The organism is Rothia sp. HMSC069C04, from assembly GCF_001812895.1.
Taxonomy (GTDB): Bacteria; Actinomycetota; Actinomycetes; order Actinomycetales; family Micrococcaceae; genus Rothia.
Genome location: NZ_KV810736.1, coordinates 513854 through 531626, shown reverse-complemented (window position 1 = coordinate 531626; position 17773 = coordinate 513854). Strand labels below are relative to the sequence as shown.

15 protein-coding genes, 1 tRNA gene and 1 riboswitch are annotated in these 17773 nt (G+C 59.9%); of the genes, 8 read left to right on the top strand and 8 right to left on the bottom strand.

The annotated features are described in order from the left end of the window. Nucleotide 1: 1 nt before the first annotated feature. On the bottom strand, nucleotides 2-706 hold the full coding sequence (locus HMPREF2879_RS04845) for a response regulator transcription factor (RefSeq protein WP_005504528.1): 705 nt from the start codon (nucleotides 704-706) through the stop codon (nucleotides 2-4). Nucleotides 707-780: 74 nt separating this feature from the next. Beyond that, on the bottom strand, nucleotides 781-1053 hold the full coding sequence (locus HMPREF2879_RS04840) for a hypothetical protein (RefSeq protein ID WP_070634936.1): 273 nt from the start codon (nucleotides 1051-1053) through the stop codon (nucleotides 781-783). Between the two features lie 141 nt (nucleotides 1054-1194). Between HMPREF2879_RS04840 and HMPREF2879_RS04835 the strand changes: the two genes are divergently transcribed. The 3 genes from HMPREF2879_RS04835 (at nucleotide 1195) to HMPREF2879_RS04825 (ending at nucleotide 4445) form a co-directional block, all read left to right on the top strand. Next, nucleotides 1195-1941, top strand: coding sequence for a DUF3027 domain-containing protein (locus tag HMPREF2879_RS04835; protein WP_246822906.1), 747 nt, complete (start codon nucleotides 1195-1197; stop codon nucleotides 1939-1941). A 226-nt stretch (nucleotides 1942-2167) separates the two neighbouring features. Further along, nucleotides 2168-2872: an iron-dependent transcriptional repressor DtxR gene (locus HMPREF2879_RS04830; protein WP_049353230.1), complete on the top strand. Its 705-nt coding sequence runs from the start codon at nucleotides 2168-2170 to the stop codon at nucleotides 2870-2872. A gap of 699 nt (nucleotides 2873-3571) precedes the next feature. Then, nucleotides 3572-3731: riboswitch (cyclic di-AMP (ydaO/yuaA leader) on the top strand. Continuing rightward, nucleotides 3732-4445 (top strand): C40 family peptidase, encoded by a 714-nt coding sequence (locus HMPREF2879_RS04825; protein ID WP_070599703.1) that lies wholly within the window; start codon nucleotides 3732-3734, stop codon nucleotides 4443-4445. Between the two features lie 182 nt (nucleotides 4446-4627). Here HMPREF2879_RS04825 and HMPREF2879_RS04820 read toward each other — a convergent pair whose 3' ends face one another. Further along, nucleotides 4628-5656: a DUF4031 domain-containing protein gene (locus HMPREF2879_RS04820; protein ID WP_049340929.1), complete on the bottom strand. Its 1029-nt coding sequence runs from the start codon at nucleotides 5654-5656 to the stop codon at nucleotides 4628-4630. A 119-nt stretch (nucleotides 5657-5775) separates the two neighbouring features. Between HMPREF2879_RS04820 and HMPREF2879_RS04815 the strand changes: the two genes are divergently transcribed. After that, a tRNA-Arg gene (locus HMPREF2879_RS04815) sits at nucleotides 5776-5848 on the top strand. A gap of 110 nt (nucleotides 5849-5958) precedes the next feature. Here the strand turns inward: HMPREF2879_RS04815 and HMPREF2879_RS04810 are convergent. After that, the gene (locus HMPREF2879_RS04810) at nucleotides 5959-6816 is read right to left on the bottom strand and encodes a VOC family protein (protein ID WP_049348934.1); all 858 of its coding nucleotides are present in this window, start codon (nucleotides 6814-6816) and stop codon (nucleotides 5959-5961) included. Nucleotides 6817-6963: 147 nt separating this feature from the next. Here HMPREF2879_RS04810 and HMPREF2879_RS04805 point away from each other — a divergent pair, with 147 nt between their 5' ends. From HMPREF2879_RS04805 to HMPREF2879_RS04790, 4 genes are all read left to right on the top strand, one after another. Further along, on the top strand, nucleotides 6964-9936 hold the full coding sequence (locus tag HMPREF2879_RS04805; RefSeq protein ID WP_070634934.1) for a UvrD-helicase domain-containing protein: 2973 nt from the start codon (nucleotides 6964-6966) through the stop codon (nucleotides 9934-9936). Nucleotides 9937-10395: 459 nt separating this feature from the next. Beyond that, a complete protein-coding gene (gene sucC, locus HMPREF2879_RS04800) occupies nucleotides 10396-11562 on the top strand; it encodes an ADP-forming succinate--CoA ligase subunit beta (protein ID WP_070634933.1) in 1167 nt (388 codons plus the stop codon). Between the two features lie 29 nt (nucleotides 11563-11591). Then, the gene (sucD, locus tag HMPREF2879_RS04795) at nucleotides 11592-12509 is read left to right on the top strand and encodes a succinate--CoA ligase subunit alpha (RefSeq protein WP_005508195.1); all 918 of its coding nucleotides are present in this window, start codon (nucleotides 11592-11594) and stop codon (nucleotides 12507-12509) included. 358 nt (nucleotides 12510-12867) lie between these two features. Continuing rightward, nucleotides 12868-13794: an amino acid oxidase gene (locus tag HMPREF2879_RS04790; RefSeq protein ID WP_070634932.1), complete on the top strand. Its 927-nt coding sequence runs from the start codon at nucleotides 12868-12870 to the stop codon at nucleotides 13792-13794. 180 nt (nucleotides 13795-13974) lie between these two features. Here the strand turns inward: HMPREF2879_RS04790 and HMPREF2879_RS04785 are convergent, their stop codons facing one another. From HMPREF2879_RS04785 to HMPREF2879_RS04770, 4 genes are all read right to left on the bottom strand, one after another. Continuing rightward, nucleotides 13975-15189: a VIT1/CCC1 transporter family protein gene (locus HMPREF2879_RS04785; protein WP_070634931.1), complete on the bottom strand. Its 1215-nt coding sequence runs from the start codon at nucleotides 15187-15189 to the stop codon at nucleotides 13975-13977. A 373-nt stretch (nucleotides 15190-15562) separates the two neighbouring features. Beyond that, on the bottom strand, nucleotides 15563-16060 hold the full coding sequence (gene dps / locus HMPREF2879_RS04780; protein ID WP_049338363.1) for a DNA starvation/stationary phase protection protein Dps: 498 nt from the start codon (nucleotides 16058-16060) through the stop codon (nucleotides 15563-15565). 315 nt (nucleotides 16061-16375) lie between these two features. After that, nucleotides 16376-17032 carry an HAD family hydrolase gene (locus HMPREF2879_RS04775; RefSeq protein ID WP_049353925.1) on the bottom strand — a complete coding sequence of 219 codons (657 nt, stop codon included), beginning with the start codon at nucleotides 17030-17032 and terminating at the stop codon, nucleotides 16376-16378. Between the two features lie 18 nt (nucleotides 17033-17050). Next, nucleotides 17051-17734: an NAD(P)-dependent oxidoreductase gene (locus HMPREF2879_RS04770; protein ID WP_070634930.1), complete on the bottom strand. Its 684-nt coding sequence runs from the start codon at nucleotides 17732-17734 to the stop codon at nucleotides 17051-17053. Nucleotides 17735-17773: the final 39 nt, after the last annotated feature.

The window sequence follows — 17773 nt, the reverse complement described above, 5'->3', positions numbered from 1 at the left end:
GTTAGCCTCGAGAACCGCGAATCATGTAGCCCACACCGCGCTTGGTGTGGATGAGCGGCTCGTGGTTTTCACGGTTGTTGTCGATCTTGCGGCGCAGGTACGAAATGTAGGACTCAACGATGGAGGAGTCGCCGTTGAAGTCGTACTCCCACACGTGGTCAAGAATCTGCGCCTTGGACAACACGCGGTTGGCGTTGAGCATCAGGTAGTGTAGCAGGTTGAACTCGGTGGGGGAGAGGTCAATCTCTTCGTCACCGAGGAACACTTCGTGGGTGTCCACGTTCAGGGTGAGGGCGTCAACGCGCAGTACGGCGTCGTCCTCTTCCTGGACGCTGCGGCTACGGCGCAGAATAGCGCGGATGCGGGCGATCACCTCGTCGAGGGAGAAGGGCTTGGTGACGTAGTCGTCACCACCGGCACCCAGACCGGTCACCTTATCCTCGGTGGCGTCCTTTGCGGTCAGGAAGAGCACGGGGGTGGTGGTGCCGTTTTCGCGCAGGCGGCGGGTCACCTCGAAGCCGTCCATGCCGGGCATCATGACGTCCAGGACAATGAGGTCGGGGTTTTCGGCGTGCGCCTTTTCGAGGGCTTCGCGGCCGTTGCCGGCGGTAACTACTTCAAAACCGGCGAAACGCAGGGAGGTGGCGAGCAATTCAAGAATGTTGAACTCGTCATCGACGACTAGGAGTTTTGCTTCAGCAGACATACTCTATCTTTCTCTCTGAATGGCAGGCTGTACTTGATAAGTGAATGATGTGTGTGAGCTTGCGGCTCAAATCTTTATGCCTTGTTGCGGCGCATGACCGACAGGATGAGTGCGGCCATGAGTGCGATAAAGGCGACGGGTAGGAGGACCAGCGGAATCTGGCTCATGAGGGCGGGCGGCGCTACCCCAACCCATTTCATCACGAGCATGGCGACTCCGGTGAGCAGGCAAATCAGGGCGAGAAGCGCACCTGCCGCGCCGAGCCAACGGATAGCTCCGGCGTAGGGAAGGGGAGCGGGCGCCTGGTCTGCGGTACTGCGCGTGTCCTGTACGGGTTCATTACTCATAAATTTAACCGTATCAGCTCACACACAGCTGTTAATGGGCGAAGCCCCAGATTTAGCGGTTTGAGACTCAAATTCACAGCGTATGCGAAGCTTGGGGCGGGCGCCGCAATGTTTGCGCACGCGAGATGCTTTAATAGGGGTATGTCTGAACAGGTTATTGAACTGCTCCCCGAAACTACGCCCGCTACTGACGCGCCTGCAGAGTCCGTTGCGCCTTCTGCCGCGCCTGAGAGCACCGACGAGGGTAGCGCTGTACCTGCTGAGACTCAGCCCTCCGTGAACGCTGAGGAGACTGAGGCGGCTGATACGCCCGCTGAGGAATCTGCATCCGAGGAATATACCTCTGAGGAATCTGCTGCCGAAGAAACCGCACAGAACGAAGACTCCACCCCCGACCCCTTCACCCCGCTGGATGAAGAGGTGGGCGCCCCCTCCCTGGGTGTTCCGCACAAGCTGCGCCGCACCTCCAAGGTGGATGAGATTCTTGCCGCCGCCAAGGATGTGGCGTTGCAGGGCGTTCAGGAAATCGCCCCGGCACACGCTATCGGCCTGGTGCACCACGTGCGCGCCGAGGAAGAGCGTCTGAGCACTCACCTTTTCGAGTGCACCCTGCCCGGTTACCGCGGCTGGTTCTGGTTCGCGACCCTCTCGCGTGCGCCTCGCTCCCGCGTGGCAACGATCTGCGAGGTGGGCCTGCTGCCCGGCGACGACGCGCTCATTGCGCCGGATTGGGTGCCGTGGGCTGACCGCGTTCGCCCGGAAGACCTGGAGGAGAACACCGCGCAGGAGAACGCAGAGTCTGCTGAAACCGCTGAGGCAGAGGAATCTGCTGAGCCCGCAGAGAACAAAGCGGAAGAGAACGAATCTGCCGTGGAAGAAACCGCTTAGGCTGAGTCCGCAGAGTAAGCCTACTGTCTACTCCTCTTAATAAGGGGTGGGTTAGCAAAAGCGTATATATAAGGTGTCTTGAGTCGTCCAATGAGTTTTCATTGGACGACTCAATAACTTAAGCCGTGGCAAAAGCCGCTGAAAAAGTACATAATAGATTATTGAATAAGTAACGACTTAGGCAGTGCTATCTAAGTACTGTTGCGGTGAAAGCTGGGAGAGATATATGACAGACCTCATCGATACCACAGAGATGTATTTGCGCACCATCCTCGAACTGGAGGAAGAGGGCATCGTCCCCATGCGTGCGCGCATCGCTGAACGACTCGAGCACTCCGGCCCAACCGTTTCCCAAACTGTGGCACGCATGGAGAAGCACGGCCTGCTCACCGTTGAGCCGGACCGCCACCTCGAACTGACCGAGGAAGGCCGCCACAAGGCGGTCGAGGTGATGCGTAAGCACCGCCTGGCTGAGCGGCTACTCTCCGACATTATTGGTCTGGAACTTGAGTACGTGCACGAAGAGGCATGCCGCTGGGAACACGTCATGAGTGACAAGGTGGAGAAGCGCATCCTGGAGATGCTCAAGGACCCCAAGTTCTCCCCGTACGGCAACGCTATCCCCGGCCTGGAGGATCTGGGCCACAGTAGTGAGAAGAACGACGAGCGTACCGTGCCCATGTCCCTGGCGGCACGCGACTCCGGTCCCGAGGACCGTTTCACTATTTCTCGCTTCCCCGAGTCCATTCAGACTGACGTTGAGCTGTTGAAGCTGCTGGCTGACGCAGGTATTGTTTACGGCGCTTCGGTGTCCGTGGTTGCTGGCCAGGACGATGACGTGATTGTTCACGCCGACGGTGAAGAGGACACCCTCTCCCTGGACATGGACGTGGCAAACGCGATTGTGGTCAAGCGCGGCGGCAACCTCTAAGCTCCAGCTTTGAGAGTCTACTATCCCGCTTCACGCTTTAAATGGTGGTACCGCCTTCTTACTTGAGGAGGCGGTACCACCGTTTTTTGTGCCGTTGACTCCCCGGGATCCGGCACTGTCTTAGATAGTGGATGATTTAGCTCAAGAATCGGCGCAAAATGCCGTATATAAGGGAAGAAACGGACAAAAGCGGAGGAATGCGGCGTATTCGGGCTACAAAAGGTGGGCTAAGCGACGTATATCAGTAGTTCAGACTACCCTCACGTGAGCGAGCATATACTCCTCTCTTAACTTTTTGGCAACTGCGCTTGAGTGCATTTTTCGCGTTTTTCGCTTAAATCTGAGGTTAAAACTGAGAGACACGCCGGTTTCTGAGCGGGTAATGGGCGCAAAATCTTAAGAGACGAGGCTCATTTTTAAGAGTTTTGAACCATGCCCTTAAGGGGTGGTGGTGCATTAAAAGCGAATGTGCATCCTTGTGAAATGCCTAGTCAAACGCCTTAAGTTGCTTAAGCATCCGCAGATAAACGAGGTTCTGGTCGTTCAAGCTCGCTCCGTTCCTCCGGGGGTGAAAGCTCAAAATTTAAGTTCGATTGAGGTGACAACTGGGAGTTTTCTGTGTATTCTCTTTTCTGTGCCCAAATCCTAATCGTAAGAGGGCACCGTCGAAGCGGTTCCGCTGAGTTCTGCCAACGCTTCGATGAACGTCTACCCAATATGGCAGAAGCGGGGGACCCAATCCCCAAGCTGGGATACGGCTTCTCAATCGAGAGGCCTCGGGGCTAAGTCACTTCGGTGGCCGAGCGAATCCATGCTCGAGTCCGACAGCTCACCTCGTCAGGCAATGGAGGAATTACCAATGGCTAACAAGATCGTACGTACCGCAGGCGCAACCCTCGCAGCAGGCGCAATCCTGCTCGGCTCGACCGTTCCCGCGAACGCATTCGCACAGATCCCCGCTGCAGCTGACCTGTCCTACGACTACACCAACTACGAGTTCGACTACACCAGCTACAACACCCCCGCAACCACCTACGTTGCACCCCAGGCTCAGGCACAGCAGACCTACGTTGCACCCGCTGCAGCTCCGGCACCCGCAGTTGAGACCTCCTATGTAGCACCCCAGGCTGAGGCACAGCAGGCTTACGTCGCTCCTCAGGCTGAGGCACAGCAGGCTTACGTTGCACCCGCTGCAGCTCCGGCACCCGCAGCTTCCTCCGCTTCCACCGGTAACGCATCCCGCGACGCAATCGTTGCAACCGCAATGAGCGGTCTGGGCGGCTCCTACGTTTGGGGCGGCAAGACCTTCGGTGCATGGGACTGCTCCGGCTTCACCTCCTGGGTTTTCGCTCAGCACGGCATCAAGCTGACCGCTTTCACCTACGCAATGAAGAACGAGCTGCGCCCGACCGCTAACCCCCAGCCCGGCGACATCGTCTTCCAGAACGGCTACAGCCACGTTGGTATCTACCTGGGCGACGGCAAGATGATTTCCGCTCTGAACCCCAGCTACGGTACCCTGGTGCACCCCACCTCCTGGATGTCCGTTGACGGCTACTACACCGCTCTCTAAGCCTTAGTGCATAAGAGCTGGGTCTAGCCCAACATACTTCTCAAAAGGCGCCTACCCCGCACGGGGTGGGCGCCTTTTGCGTACCCGAGATTTGCGTACCCGAGAGATTCCATGAAAATACCGCCGAGAGCGCACCTTAGTATGGGCGCATTCTCGGCGGTATGTGTTTTAGATGTATGCGGCTAGGGCGCGAGAGCCTGCAGAAGTCCCTGCGGGTTCTGCTCCCACTCGCTGAGCTCTGCCTGCAGATTAGCCTGCGCGGACTCCTCCCAAAGCTGTAGACCCTCCTCGGAGAGGAAGATGCGCTCGCGACCCAGGATTGAACGCAGGAAGGTCGTACGACCGGTACGGAACGCCTCATCGTCAAAATGGGAGTACTCGCTACGCACCCCGCGCAGGTAGCGGCGGTAGCGTGCCGAATCAGCCGCCAGGATAGCCATATCGGCATCGAGGAAAAACTGAATATCCGCCGGCTCATAGCCTGCCGGTAGATCGGCAGACTCGGGCAGCTCGTGGGTTGCCGTGGCACGCACCAGAAGGCCCACCATCTGCAGCTCGTCACCACTGAGCAGACCCGCGGTAACCAGCGGCTCCAGGGAGATGCTCGCCAGCTGCTCGCTACGGCGCTCATCCTCACCCGGCGCGCCCTCGTACACCGCGTCGTGGAACCACGCCGCCAGAACCAACGCCAGGGGAGTAGAACCCTGCGTGCGGTGTGCGTAGAGGCGGTCCAGATCGGTGAGCATCTGCGAAAGGTGCCCGCTGTGGTGGTAGGTGCGGTGCGGCTGCTCCCACGCCTGTAGCAGGCTCTCACCCAGTTCCGCTACCTGCGCCGTGAGTTGAGCTTGGCTCATGGCAGGAGCCTCCACATGCTTGAGACGGGGTGTATTAAGGCGGGGCGCAAATGCCGCTTCCCAGGCGCGAAGCAGGCGCGGGCGAATCTTCTCGGGGCGTTCCTTCAGGGGAATCCGCAGACCGCTGGCAATGAGCGTGCGAGTCAGCTGTGCACCGCTGAGTTCCTTCGCGCCCGCCCGCACCAGCTCGTCGTAGAGGTGCGCCGGCACGTCGTAGTGGTCGCGGTCGAAGGCACGCTCACTGATGCCCGCCGCGGCGGCGAACTCGTGCAGTTCCGCCAGTGACACATCGGAGATGAGGTGTGAGAAGACGGTGCCGTGCGCGGGCCAGATGGGCGGGTCAATGTAGATGCTCATTCGTACATTGTAGGAGCGGTTCTGCCGCCGGGTGCGGGTGTCCTCAGGCGGTGAACACAGGGCGGTGAACACAGGCTGTGCGGACTCGCGGTGCGGGGTGCCTTATACTGGATAGGTACGCCCTCGTAGCTCAGGGGATAGAGCACTTCTCTCCTAAAGAAGGTGTCGGACGTTCGAATCGTCTCGGGGGCACACAGAATCGGTAGTCACGCCGGTACGAGAAAACCGCCCGTCGCTTGCATTGGCAGGCGCGGGCGGTTTCTCTGTTTCGGCACGTAACGAGCACTCAAGAAAACACGTTGTTATAGCTGAGACAGGTCAATCTTGCCCATCAGCAGGATCTTCTCGCGAGCGGCCTTATCCGCCATCAGCTCAGCAATATTGTGCGGGACAACCTGCCAAGAAATACCCCAGCGATCTACACACCAGCCGCAACGCTCCGCCTCAGGTATAGCCGAGAGCTGCTCCCAATAGTAATCAATCTCCTCCTGAGTACGGCACGAAAGAACTACCGAAACCCCCGGCGTGAATGTGAAATCGTGGAAAGTACCGGAATCAGTAGCCGCCATCCAGGTGCCATGCAGGTTGAAGTCGGTAAACATGACCGCATCTGCCTCAAAGGGGCTACCTTCCGGATAGTGGTACAGGGTGCCGCGGCGGGCATCATCAAACATGGAAATCCAGCCGTTGGTGGCTTCCTCTGCATTGCCGTGATTCGTGCCGCCAAACATGAAAGAAGGCACGACGAAGGGTCGCGGGTCGCCTGCAGGATTGGTAAGCATCAGCTGCCAGGTCATGCCGAAACGATCACGCACCCAGGCGTAGCGTGGGGAGAAAGGATACTCACCCAGTTCCATCAGCACACCGCCGGTACTTAGCTCTTCGTAGAGTTCATCGAGGTATGCTCGCGCTTGCGCCTCACCACCGAAGAGGAGCGGGTCAAAGTTTAGGATGCAACTGATGGACTGGTTCGGGACGTACCGGTCATCACCGTTAATGAGCGAGAGCTGGAAGCCGTGGATGCTTAGAGTCGTGAGTCCGGGCACCTGTTCCATGATGGAAGCATCGCGAAAAACCCTGGTATAGAACTGTGCGGCTTCGTCGGCTGAGCCATTGCACCATAGGGCTATTGAGAGGCTCGGAGGTAAGGTCTGGGTCATGCGGTCATCCTAGCATGACTATTCTGTGCCACCGGTGTGCCGTTGCTGATTTAGGTTGTGAGGCTGATTGACCGAACGGGTGGGAGCCGCGAAGCAAATGCGGTAGCATGGAATATCGAACGTGTATTCTAGGCAGCGAGGTAGACGATGAGCGACAAGCCCGAACAGCAGAAGCAGCCCTTCACCGAACAGGACGGCCTGTTCGCCGCCGAACTCGTCACCCCCGCAGCACCGGTAGACCCTGCACCGGTGGACGAGCCGCCCTTCGACCCCTACTACGACGTACCCCCTGCCGAGGACGACTACTACGCCCCTCCCATGGACGCCGCAGTGATGGATGCTCCGGTGATGGAGGCGCCCGCCCAGGATGTACCCGTCGCCCTGCCCACCGGCATGCCCGCCTACGGTGCCCCTGCTACCAGTGCGCCCGTTCCTGTACCCGGCGCACCCGCAGCCTTCACCACCGCAGACCCGCTCGGTGACTTCATGCCGCCCGCCTACCGCGTCGGCGGTTACGGCGAGGACTTCGACCCCGCTGACCCCTACGGCGAACGCGCCCACAGCCTCAACGCCGTGGACCCTACCTCACTCACCGCAGGGCTCAACGAACGCCAGGAAGAAGCCGTGCTGCACTCCGGCTCGCCCCTGCTCATCGTCGCGGGTGCGGGCTCCGGCAAGACCCGCGTGCTGACCCACCGCATCGCCTACCTGCTCGCAACCCACCGCGCGACCCCCGGCCAGATTCTCGCCATCACCTTCACCAACAAGGCTGCCGCCGAAATGCGTGAACGTATCGAGGCGCTGGTCGGCCCGCGCGCCAAGCACATGTGGATTTCTACTTTCCACAGCTTCTGCGTGCGTGTGCTGCGCCGTGAGGCCGCCGCCCTGGGTCTGAAGTCCACCTTCACCATCTACGATTCGACCGACTCGCAGCGCCTGCTGAGCCTCATCATTAAAGAGCTCAACCTGGACACCAAGAAGTTCACCGCCAAGGCCGTGGGCAACCGCATCTCCGCGCTGAAGAACGAGCTGGTCAGCGCCGAAGCGTACGCATCCCGAGTGGCGAGCGATAACCCGTACGAGAAGACCGTCTCGCAGATCTACACCGTCTACACGCAGCGTCTGCGCGCCGCTAACTCCCTCGACTTTGACGACCTGATTGGCCGCACCGTCTTTTTGCTCAAGAAGTTCCCCGAAATCGCGAACTACTACCGCCGCAAGTTCCGCCACATCCTCGTGGACGAGTACCAGGACACCAACCACGCCCAGTACCAGCTGGTGCGTGAACTGGTCGGCGCCCACACGAAGGCGCCTGCTGACCGCGGCCCCTACCCGGATGCGGTGCCCCCTGCCGAGCTGACCGTGGTGGGTGACTCCGACCAGTCCATTTACGCCTTCCGCGGTGCGGATATCCGCAATATTACGGACTTCGAGAAGGACTACCCGAACGCCCACACCATTCTGCTCGAGCAGAACTACCGCTCCACGCAGAACATCCTCTCGGCGGCGAACGCGGTCATTGAACGCAATCCCGACCGCCGCCCCAAGAAGCTGTGGACCGCCTCCGGCGCGGGTGCGAAGATTATCGGTTACGTCGCCGAATCCGAGCACGCCGAGGCACGCTTCATCACCCGTGAAATTGACCGCCTTGCCGATGAGCACGGCGTGCAGCCCGGTGACGTCGCAATCTTCTACCGCACCAACGCGCAGTCCCGAACCCTCGAGGACATGCTCATGCGTGCCGGCCTGCCCTACCGCGTGGTCGGCGGTACCCGCTTCTACGAGCGTAAGGAAATCAAGGACGCGCTCGCCTACCTGCGCGCCCTGAGCAACCCCGATGACGACGTGAACGTGCGCCGCATCCTGAATGAGCCCAAGCGCGGTATCGGTGCCAAGTCTGAGTCCGTGGTGGCGGAGTACGCGAGTGCGAACCGCATCTCCTTCTACGCCGCCGCACGCCAGGCAGCCGATATTCCCGGCCTGGGTGCCGCCGCGGTGAAGAAGTACGCCGAGTTCGTTCGCCTCATGGACGACCTGGCGCAGATTGCCCGCACCGAACCCGCCGCAACCTGCCTGGAAGCGGTCCTGGAGCAGACCGGGTACCTGGCGGCTCTGCGCGCCTCTAAGGACATTCAGGACGAATCGCGCGTGGAGAACCTCTCCGAGCTACTTGACGCCATGGTCGAGTTCGAGACCGAGAACCCCGGCGCCGACCTGGAGCAGTTCCTCGAACACGTGGCTCTGGTCGCCGACGCCGACTCAATCCCGAACCGCCCCGCCAGCGCGGAGGGTGAGAACGCCTCTGCCGCACAGATTGCGGCCGAAGCCGCTGAGGCGAAGGCGCAGGGCATGGTCACCCTCATGACCCTGCACACCGCCAAGGGCCTGGAGTTCCCCGTGGTGTTCCTGACCGGCATGGAGCACGGCCTGTTCCCGCATCAGCGTGCCCTGACCGATGAGAAGGAAATGAGCGAGGAACGCCGCCTGGCGTACGTGGGTCTGACCCGCGCCATGGAGCGCCTGTACCTGACCCGCTCGGAAACCCGCACCATGTGGGGTAAGAGCCAGTTCAACCCGCCCTCGCCCTTCCTGGAGGAAATCCCGGAGGAGCTGATTGACTGGAAGCGTACCGCCGGTTTTTCGGGCTTTGGTGCCTCCGGTATGGGTGCGTACGGCGCTCGCGGCGGCGGTTCCTATGGCGGCAGCTCCTACGGCAACTCGTACGGTGGCGGCTATTCGGGTGGTTCCCGTTCCGGCTACGGTGGCTATTCGGGCGGCTATGGCTCGGGTGGTTACAGCGTCGGTAGCTCGCGCGGCTCTTACGACCCCTACGAGTCTCGCCCCGCACGCCGCTCTGAGCCGTCCACCGCGGATATTAACGGCTCGGCAAGCTACGGGCTGGCGGCGGCCACCTCGAAGGTGACGAACCGTTCCCGCGTGCACCAGAGCAAGGAAATCCCGACCCTGGCGGTTGGCGATACCGTGCGTCACACCAGGTTCGGTGAGGGCCGCGTGCTCGCCGTTGAGGGTAGCGGCGATAAGACCGTGGCGAAGGTCCGCTTCGGTTCGGAAGAGAAGCGTCTGCTGTTGCGTTACGCGCCGCTGGAGAAAGTGAGCTAGCGCGCCGGGAGCGAGAACCTGATAAAGCCGATGGAAGGGCGGGTACCTGAGGGTGCCCGCCTCTCTTTTGTGCGCTGTACCGGGCGTGTTGTCCGCCTGCTGAGAAGGGCTCCAGGACTTTGTAGAGCACAGCGGTAAAGGCCGCGTGTTCGCCGGTATTCCGCGGCGAATGAGGGTGCGCGGAGGCGGGCATATCTTCCGGTATGTGACCTTTGGGTAAAACCTACCCAAAATATTTGTGAGCTGAGTCGCTAAAATCTCAGATTTGGGGGTCCGTGAGTGCGAGCTCACGCCGAATCCGATAGAGTAGAGACGAGAGAAATTCCCCGCGTCAATGATGCGTGTGCGCCGGGTGCGAGAGATACCTATCGCACGTACCGGACACACAGGGGAAGACACCTCTAATGACCAGGCCGAGTGCACCAGTACTCGGCACCACTTCGAAGAAGAAGGACACCTGTGGACCTTTTCGAATACCAGGCGCGCGAGCTCTTCGCAAAGCACGGTGTACCCGTGCTCAAGGGCATTGTTGCGACCACCCCTGAAGAAGCAAAGGCAGCAGCTGAGGAAATTGGCGGCCTGACCGTCATTAAGGCTCAGGTTAAGACCGGCGGCCGCGGTAAGGCTGGCGGCGTTAAGCTCGCAAAGTCCCCCGAAGAAGCTTACGAGCACGCTAAGGCAATTCTCGGCATGGACATCAAGGGCCACACCGTTCACCGCGTGCTGGTCGCTGACGGCGCAGACATCGCCGAAGAATACTACTTCTCCCTCCTGCTGGACCGCGCAAACCGCTCCTACCTGGCAATGTGCTCGGTAGAAGGCGGTATGGAAATTGAGCAGCTCGCTGCTGAGCGCCCCGAGGCACTGGCAAAGATCGAGGTTGACCCGCTGGTTGGCCTGGACCAGGCTAAGGCTGAGGAAATTGCTAAGGCAGCAGGTTTCTCCGCAGAACTGCAGGAGAAGGTTGTTCCCGTTCTCATCAAGCTGGGCGAAGTCTACACCAAGGAAGACTCAACCCTGGTTGAGGTTAACCCCCTCGTTCTGACCCCCGAGGGCACCATCCTCGCCCTGGACGGCAAGGTCTCCCTGGACGACAACGCAGAATTCCGCCAGCCCGAGCACGAGGCTCTCGTGGACAAGTCCGCTGAGAACCCGCTGGAAGCTAAGGCAAAGCAGTTCGACCTGAACTACGTGAAGCTGGACGGCGAGGTCGGCATCGTTGGTAACGGTGCAGGTCTGGTTATGTCCACCCTGGACGTCGTTGCATACGCTGGTGAAAACCACGGCAACGTCAAGCCCGCAAACTTCCTTGATATTGGTGGCGGCGCATCCGCTGAGGTTATGGCTGCTGGCCTGGAAATCATTCTGGGCGACGAGCAGGTCAAGAGCGTTTTCGTGAACGTCTTCGGCGGCATCACCGCATGTGACGCAGTGGCAGACGGCATTGTGAAGGCTCTGGAGATTCTGGGCGACGCAGCAACCAAGCCCCTGGTTGTGCGCCTGGACGGCAACAACGTTGCTGAGGGTCGCCGCATCCTCTCCGAGGCGAACCACCCGCTGGTTGTTCTGGCTGAGACCATGGACTCCGGCGCTGACAAGGCAGCAGAGCTCGCTCACAAGGCGTAATCGCCAGCAAAGGATTTCAAGGAAGTAATATGTCTATCTTTGTGAACAAGGACTCCAAGGTCATCGTTCAGGGCATCACCGGTGGCGAGGGTACCAAGCACACCGCACGCATGCTCGCAGCAGGCACCAACATTGTGGGCGGCGTGAACGCTCGCAAGGCTGGCACCACCGTCACCCACAAGGCGAAGGACGGCTCCGACATCGAGCTGAACGTGTACGGTTCCGTAGCTGAGGCTATGGAGAAGACCGGCGCTAACGTCTCCATCGTCTTCGTTCCCCCGGCCTTCACCAAGGCAGCAGTTCTCGAGGCTATCGAGGCTAAGATTGGCCTCGTCGTCGTCATCACCGAGGGCGTTCCGGTTCAGGACTCCGCAGAGTTCTGGGCAGCTGCTAAGGCATCCGTGGACGAGAACGGCAAGCAGATTACCCGCATCATCGGCCCCAACTGCCCCGGCATCATCTCCCCCGAGGAGTGCCTGGTCGGCATTATCCCGGCGAACATCACCGGCAAGGGCAAGATCGGTCTGGTTTCCAAGTCCGGTACCCTGACCTACCAGCTGATGTACGAACTGTCCGACATTGGTTTCACCACCGCTATCGGTATTGGTGGCGACCCCATCATCGGCACCACCCACATCGACGCTCTGGAAGCTTTCGAAGCTGATCCCGAGACCGAAGCAATCGTCATGATTGGTGAGATTGGTGGTGACGCTGAGGAGCGTGCTGCAGAGTACATCAAGGCAAACGTGACCAAGCCCGTCGTCGGTTACATCGCAGGCTTCACCGCTCCTGAGGGTAAGACCATGGGCCACGCAGGCGCTATTGTCTCCGGTTCCTCCGGTACCGCTCAGGCGAAGAAGGAAGCTCTGGAAGCAGCAGGCGTGAAGGTCGGTAAGACCCCCTCCGAGGCTGCAAACCTGATGCGCGAAATCTTCGCAGCGAAGTAAACAGCATAGTATTGCGGCAGATGCCGGTAGTCCATGAGGCTACCGGCATCTGTGCTTTAACCCGGAGCTCAACAGAGACAGCATCGACTAATGCTCGAAGGCGCTGGGGGAGTGCGCTGGGGAAAAGAGGAGGGATAGAGCCGCTCCAGCTGTCGAACAGTGCTTGGATTTGAGGGCGCTTTTGAGATGTTTGAACCAGAGCGGTAGAACTTGCGACAGAAAGTAAGATTGTGCACATCTGCCCTCATAAGGTGCAGATATAACCTCAACCTTTGTATACTGGAGTGCATTGAGCCTAGTCAGAATCATTCTTGACGGCTCCAAGAAACACCACCACTCACAGGAGATCACTACACTCATGACCCAGCCCATCTCTCGCCGCACCATCGCCAAGGCAGGCGTCTGGTCCGCACCCGTCGTCGCAGCCTCCGCAGCCGTACCCGCCTACGCCGCATCCAAGGAAACCCCCGGCGTACAGTACGGCGTGTACGTCAGCGTGCAGAACAACGGCGGCTACGTCGGCTACGCATCCTCCAACAACACCGGCACCATCAACCCGGCAAGCCCCGAGGCACACTTCACCGCCTCCACCACCCCCGACTCCGACATCAACTGGGACGACGCAACTTCCAAGCCCAAGAGCGCAACCTACGTCAACGGTGAAGGTAAGTTCACCCCCGTCACCAACTCCCAGACCGGCGCAAACGGCGCATACATGTCCTCCAGCGGCTTCTGGTGGTCCGTACCGACCAAGGACACCGCAACCGGCACCGGCTACATCCCCGGCAGCAGCGTCACCCTCGCAGCTGGCGCAACCTTCGTGACCGAGGTTGAGTACACCGTCGCCGCCAGCGCACAGTCGCTCCTTAAGTTCGGTAAGATCAACGGCCAGGCATGGGCCCCCTCCGGTCGCAAGCTGACCGGTAAGACCACCGAACTGGTAGCCTCCGCAGGCCAGGCAAAGTACCTGTCCGTCGCACAGACCGCTGGCACCTGGACCGCAGAAGTACCGACCATCACCCAGAACTCCGACGGCACCTACACCTTCAAGGGTCGTATCGTCTACACCACCAGCAAGGCGTACACCATGAAGCAGTCCGGCACCAAGTACTACAGCCAGACTAACTTCATGCCGGCGCAGCTGCGCTTCCCGGCAAACGACGGCTGGGTTTCGTACAAGCAGACGTCCAGCGTGCAGGTCGCTAACCTGACCTACTCCGGCAACGGCGCGACCGGTTCTGAGAGCGTTTCCGGTCAGGCCACCACCGCGGAGATTCACCCGTAATAGGGCTCAGCCCGTAGTAGGGCAACCCCTCATGCAGGGTACAAGCGTATAGAAAACCCCCGGCGGATACACTGAATGTATCCACCGGGGGATTTCTGCATCTGTATAGTTCTCAAATGCTTGAAAACGAATTCCAGAGCGGCTATATACACTTGGGAGAGCTTATTAGGGGTGTTGTAACTAGCCGACCGTCGTGCCGAACGCCAGACCCAGCAGGTAGGTCACAAACGCTGCACCAAAGCCAATTAGAATCTGACGAACACCGCGCTTGAGCGGGGACGCGCCCGAAAGCAGACCCACCACGCCGCCGGTGAAGCCCAGCGCCGCACCCACAAACAGCAGAGACAGCACCATCGCGAACACACCCGACAAGCCAAAGATATACGGCAGAATCGGAACCAACGCACCCGAAGCAAAGAACGCAAAGGACGCAGCGGCAGCACCAATATCGGTACCCAAAGCCACATTCTCCTCACGATCCTCATCCTCGCGGTGAGACAGCGACGGATCACAGTCACAATCCATGTAGCCGAAACGCTCCATCGCACGGTGATGCGCCGCCTCCGGCTCCATACCGCGGGCACGGTAAATGAGCTCCAGCTCGTTAGCGTCCAGATCCAAATCACCCGCCACACGCAGGGTCACCCGGGTCGGCTGGGATGCATCCAGCAGCTCACGCTGAGAACGCACCGACACGAACTCACCCGCCGCCATCGACAGCGCACCAGCCAGCAGGCCCGCAATACCCGAGAGCAGAACCATCGAGCTGGACGCGCCCGATGCGGTAATACCCATAATCAGCGCCAGATTCGAGACCAAACCGTCATTAGCGCCAAAGACCGCCGCACGGAAATTACCCGAAAGCTTCTCGCGACCATTAGTCGCCAGGGCGCGAATAATTTCCTCGTGAATTGCCTCGTCAGCCGCCATTTCCTCGGTAGCGTCTGGATCCTCAGCGTAGGGGGAGCGGGACTCGGCGCGCTGAGCCATCGCCAGAATAAACACCGAACCGAAGTTCTTCGCCAAGAACTGCAACACCAGAGATTGCATGGACGGGCGCACGTGCACATTCGCGTGCTCACCGAGCATGTCACGCCAATGCTGCTGGTGACGCTTTTCTGCCTCGGCAACCTGCAGCAAGATTTCGCGGTCGGTGCCCTCGGCGCGGCGAGCCAGGTAGCGGTAGATGCGCGCCTCCGACTCCTCATCAGCCAGGTAGCGGCGCCAACGCTTAATCTGCGCGGGGGAGGGGGAAGTAACCGCACTGTGGCGGGTCGGCTTGTGCTCGGTCGCCTCAGCTACGGTCCTTTCAGTCTCGGCCGCGTCAGCCTGAAGCTTCTCGGTCTGCTCGCCGTACGTGTCTTCGCCGTGCTCGTGCGTCGCGTGCGTGCTCATATCTCTCTTTCCGCCGGATGCGGGTCGCTCCGGGTATCTCCCGGGTGCTCAACCATGCGTTCAAGTCTGTGCGTTCTGTGTTAATCAGTGAACCACTGTAGAGCACTCCGAACAGAAAATCTAGGACGGCCTAACCCGGTGTTATTGTTCGCCTCAACGTACTTTGTGATACCGCACGGACGAGGACTCAAGCGCCGGGAAAGGTAAAAGTGTCGGGAAGAAGCGGGGCATCTTCGAGCATAAAAAGCCGGGCGGGTGCACCCTCCATAAGGAAGCGCACCCGCCCGGTTCGTGACTCTAAAAGCTAATACCTATATGACGTGCCGCCATAGGTAGGCTGTCGTTTAGAGGCTACGACGTAGATGGTTGCAGCTTAGATGTTGCCTTCGCCGTTCTCCAGGAACGCGCGGATGAACCACTGGAACTTCTCCAGCTCGGCGGTCTGACCGATCAGCAGGTCCTCGGTGACGGGGTCGGACTCGCCAGCGAACGCGATCGCCTTGCGGTGAGCCTCAATCACGCGGGTGTAGACGTCGTTCAGGGCGTGCAGGTGGTCAGCAACGCGTGCGCGGCCGACGGGGTAGTCCTCGACGGTGCGCTGTGCGACCAGTGCGCCAGCCAGGCCGTTGGGGGTTGCGCCCAGGGTTGCCATACGCTCTGCGATGGCGTCGACGAACTCGCGGACGGTGTCGACCTGGGGGTCAATCATTTCGTGAACGGCGATGAAGCCGGGGCCGGTCACGTTCCAGTGAGCGTGCTTCAGCAGCAGGTGCAGGTCGTTCAGGTCGTGCAGACGTGCCTGGAGAACCTCGGAAATGCCCTTGCCTTCTTCGAGGGTCAGGCCGGGTGCGGTGTAGTTTGCGAATGCCATGATGGTCTCCTTCATGATGCTGTGATGCTTGTGGTTCGGTGGGATTTGTCGCCCCGCCGAATCGTTATTATGAGTAAATCATTTTAAGGAACCATTGTCAAGGTTATTTTGAGTAATTCGTAATAAATTGTCATCTATGTGTCGCGCCGCACTTAAAAGCTCCTGCCCAAACGTGCCAGCCCCAAACGCCCGCGTGGCTCACCGCCCAGGCGCACACAAAGGGTGGGATGCGCGATATCTCATCTTGTGCATCCCACCCTTTACGGTGAAGTGTATTCAGTTCTCTGTAGAGCTTTCAGTCTGCAAACTACGCGGCTACGCCAGCGCGCGAACCGCCTCCAGGGTCAGCTCCTCATGCTTGAGGCGCACGGTACCCAGCTCCGCCGGAACCTCCAGCTCGCCCGGCACAACAATGACACGCATACCCGCCGCGGTTGCGCTACGCACGCCCGAAGGGGAGTCCTCAATCGCCACGCACTGAGTCGGATCAACACCCAGACGCTCCGCTGCCAAAAGGTACGGCTGCGGGTCCGGCTTGGGGTGAGTGGTCTCATCGTTACCAATAATGACCGAGAATGTGCCCTCGGGAGCCGCGTTTGCGGTACGGCGCGCTACGGAAGTGGTCGCATTGGTGACGATAGCCGCCGGAATCTGCGCCTCGCGAACCTCCGAAAGGAAACGCTCAATACCGGGCAGGAACTCTACCGGCTGGTGCGCCAGGGCGTCATGCACCTTCGCCACAAGACGTTCATTAATCTCTTCGTCCGGCAGATCCACGCCGCGCTCGCGCAGGCGATCCAGAGTGAACTGCATGGACAGACCCAAGCAATCGAGGGTGTCCTGCTCGGTCCAGGTGCCACCGAAATCTGCGGCGAGAGCAACCTTAGCGGCAGCCCATACGGGTTCGGTGTCAACCAGGGTTCCGTCGTGGTCGAAGAGAATGGCGGCGGGGAAGGTGTTCGTAGTCGTCATGTCATTAAGCCTACCGGTTTATTTCTGAGGCGAGCGTAGGACAGTGTCCCCAATCGTCACCAAAAAATCTGTGCCCGCGTTCTGGGGGTTCTTGGCGATAGTGAGCAGCGCATTGGCAACGTCCTCACGGGCAATCGTCGGAATGCCCGGAACGCGTTCGACACTCGCCATGTTAAATACCTTCACCCCGCCCCTACCGGGCTTATCGGTCAGCCTGCCCGGATGCGCCCGCGAAATATACGGCTGATATTCGGCAACCAGGGCGTCCGCCTTAACCTTGTCGGTAAAAATGCCGCGCATGATGACCTTGCATACCAGGCGCATGGGCAGGGACGCGGTCCGTACCGTATCGCCCACACCGTAGGCGCTCATCAGAACGCAATGCTTCACGCCTGCGCCCGTGACCGCCTCCATGATGAGGGGCAGGCGCTCCTGCATGAACGTGGAGGAGAGAAACTCTCGTACCGTGGCTTTCTGGCCCAGGATGCTGACCATCACGTCTTGCCCGGAGGATGCTGCGGCGAGCTGCTCGGCATCGTTCAGGGCTCCCGGAACGATAGTGAGATTTTGGTGCGCTCCCAAAAGTGTTAGCGCCTTGTCGGGGTTGCGCACGTAGGCGGTGACGGTGTGCCCCTCCTCTAGGGCTTTGCGGGTGAAGAGGTAGCCGGTGCGGCCGGTTGCGCCTATAACCAGTATTTTCATGTGGGTCCCCATTCGTGACTGTGATTGTTGTGGGAGCCC

Coding starts and splice junctions, on each gene's coding strand:
- HMPREF2879_RS04845 (WP_005504528.1), bottom strand. CDS start 706: ATGTCTGCTGAAGCAAAACTCCTAGTCGTCGATGACGAGTTCAACATT.
- HMPREF2879_RS04840 (WP_070634936.1), bottom strand. CDS start 1,053: ATGAGTAATGAACCCGTACAGGACACGCGCAGTACCGCAGACCAGGCG.
- HMPREF2879_RS04835 (WP_246822906.1), top strand. CDS start 1,195: ATGTCTGAACAGGTTATTGAACTGCTCCCCGAAACTACGCCCGCTACT.
- HMPREF2879_RS04830 (WP_049353230.1), top strand. CDS start 2,168: ATGACAGACCTCATCGATACCACAGAGATGTATTTGCGCACCATCCTC.
- HMPREF2879_RS04825 (WP_070599703.1), top strand. CDS start 3,732: ATGGCTAACAAGATCGTACGTACCGCAGGCGCAACCCTCGCAGCAGGC.
- HMPREF2879_RS04820 (WP_049340929.1), bottom strand. CDS start 5,656: ATGAGCATCTACATTGACCCGCCCATCTGGCCCGCGCACGGCACCGTC.
- HMPREF2879_RS04810 (WP_049348934.1), bottom strand. CDS start 6,816: ATGACCCAGACCTTACCTCCGAGCCTCTCAATAGCCCTATGGTGCAAT.
- HMPREF2879_RS04805 (WP_070634934.1), top strand. CDS start 6,964: ATGAGCGACAAGCCCGAACAGCAGAAGCAGCCCTTCACCGAACAGGAC.
- sucD (WP_005508195.1), top strand. CDS start 11,592: ATGTCTATCTTTGTGAACAAGGACTCCAAGGTCATCGTTCAGGGCATC.
- HMPREF2879_RS04790 (WP_070634932.1), top strand. CDS start 12,868: ATGACCCAGCCCATCTCTCGCCGCACCATCGCCAAGGCAGGCGTCTGG.
- HMPREF2879_RS04785 (WP_070634931.1), bottom strand. CDS start 15,189: ATGAGCACGCACGCGACGCACGAGCACGGCGAAGACACGTACGGCGAG.
- dps (WP_049338363.1), bottom strand. CDS start 16,060: ATGGCATTCGCAAACTACACCGCACCCGGCCTGACCCTCGAAGAAGGC.
- HMPREF2879_RS04775 (WP_049353925.1), bottom strand. CDS start 17,032: ATGACGACTACGAACACCTTCCCCGCCGCCATTCTCTTCGACCACGAC.
- HMPREF2879_RS04770 (WP_070634930.1), bottom strand. CDS start 17,734: ATGAAAATACTGGTTATAGGCGCAACCGGCCGCACCGGCTACCTCTTC.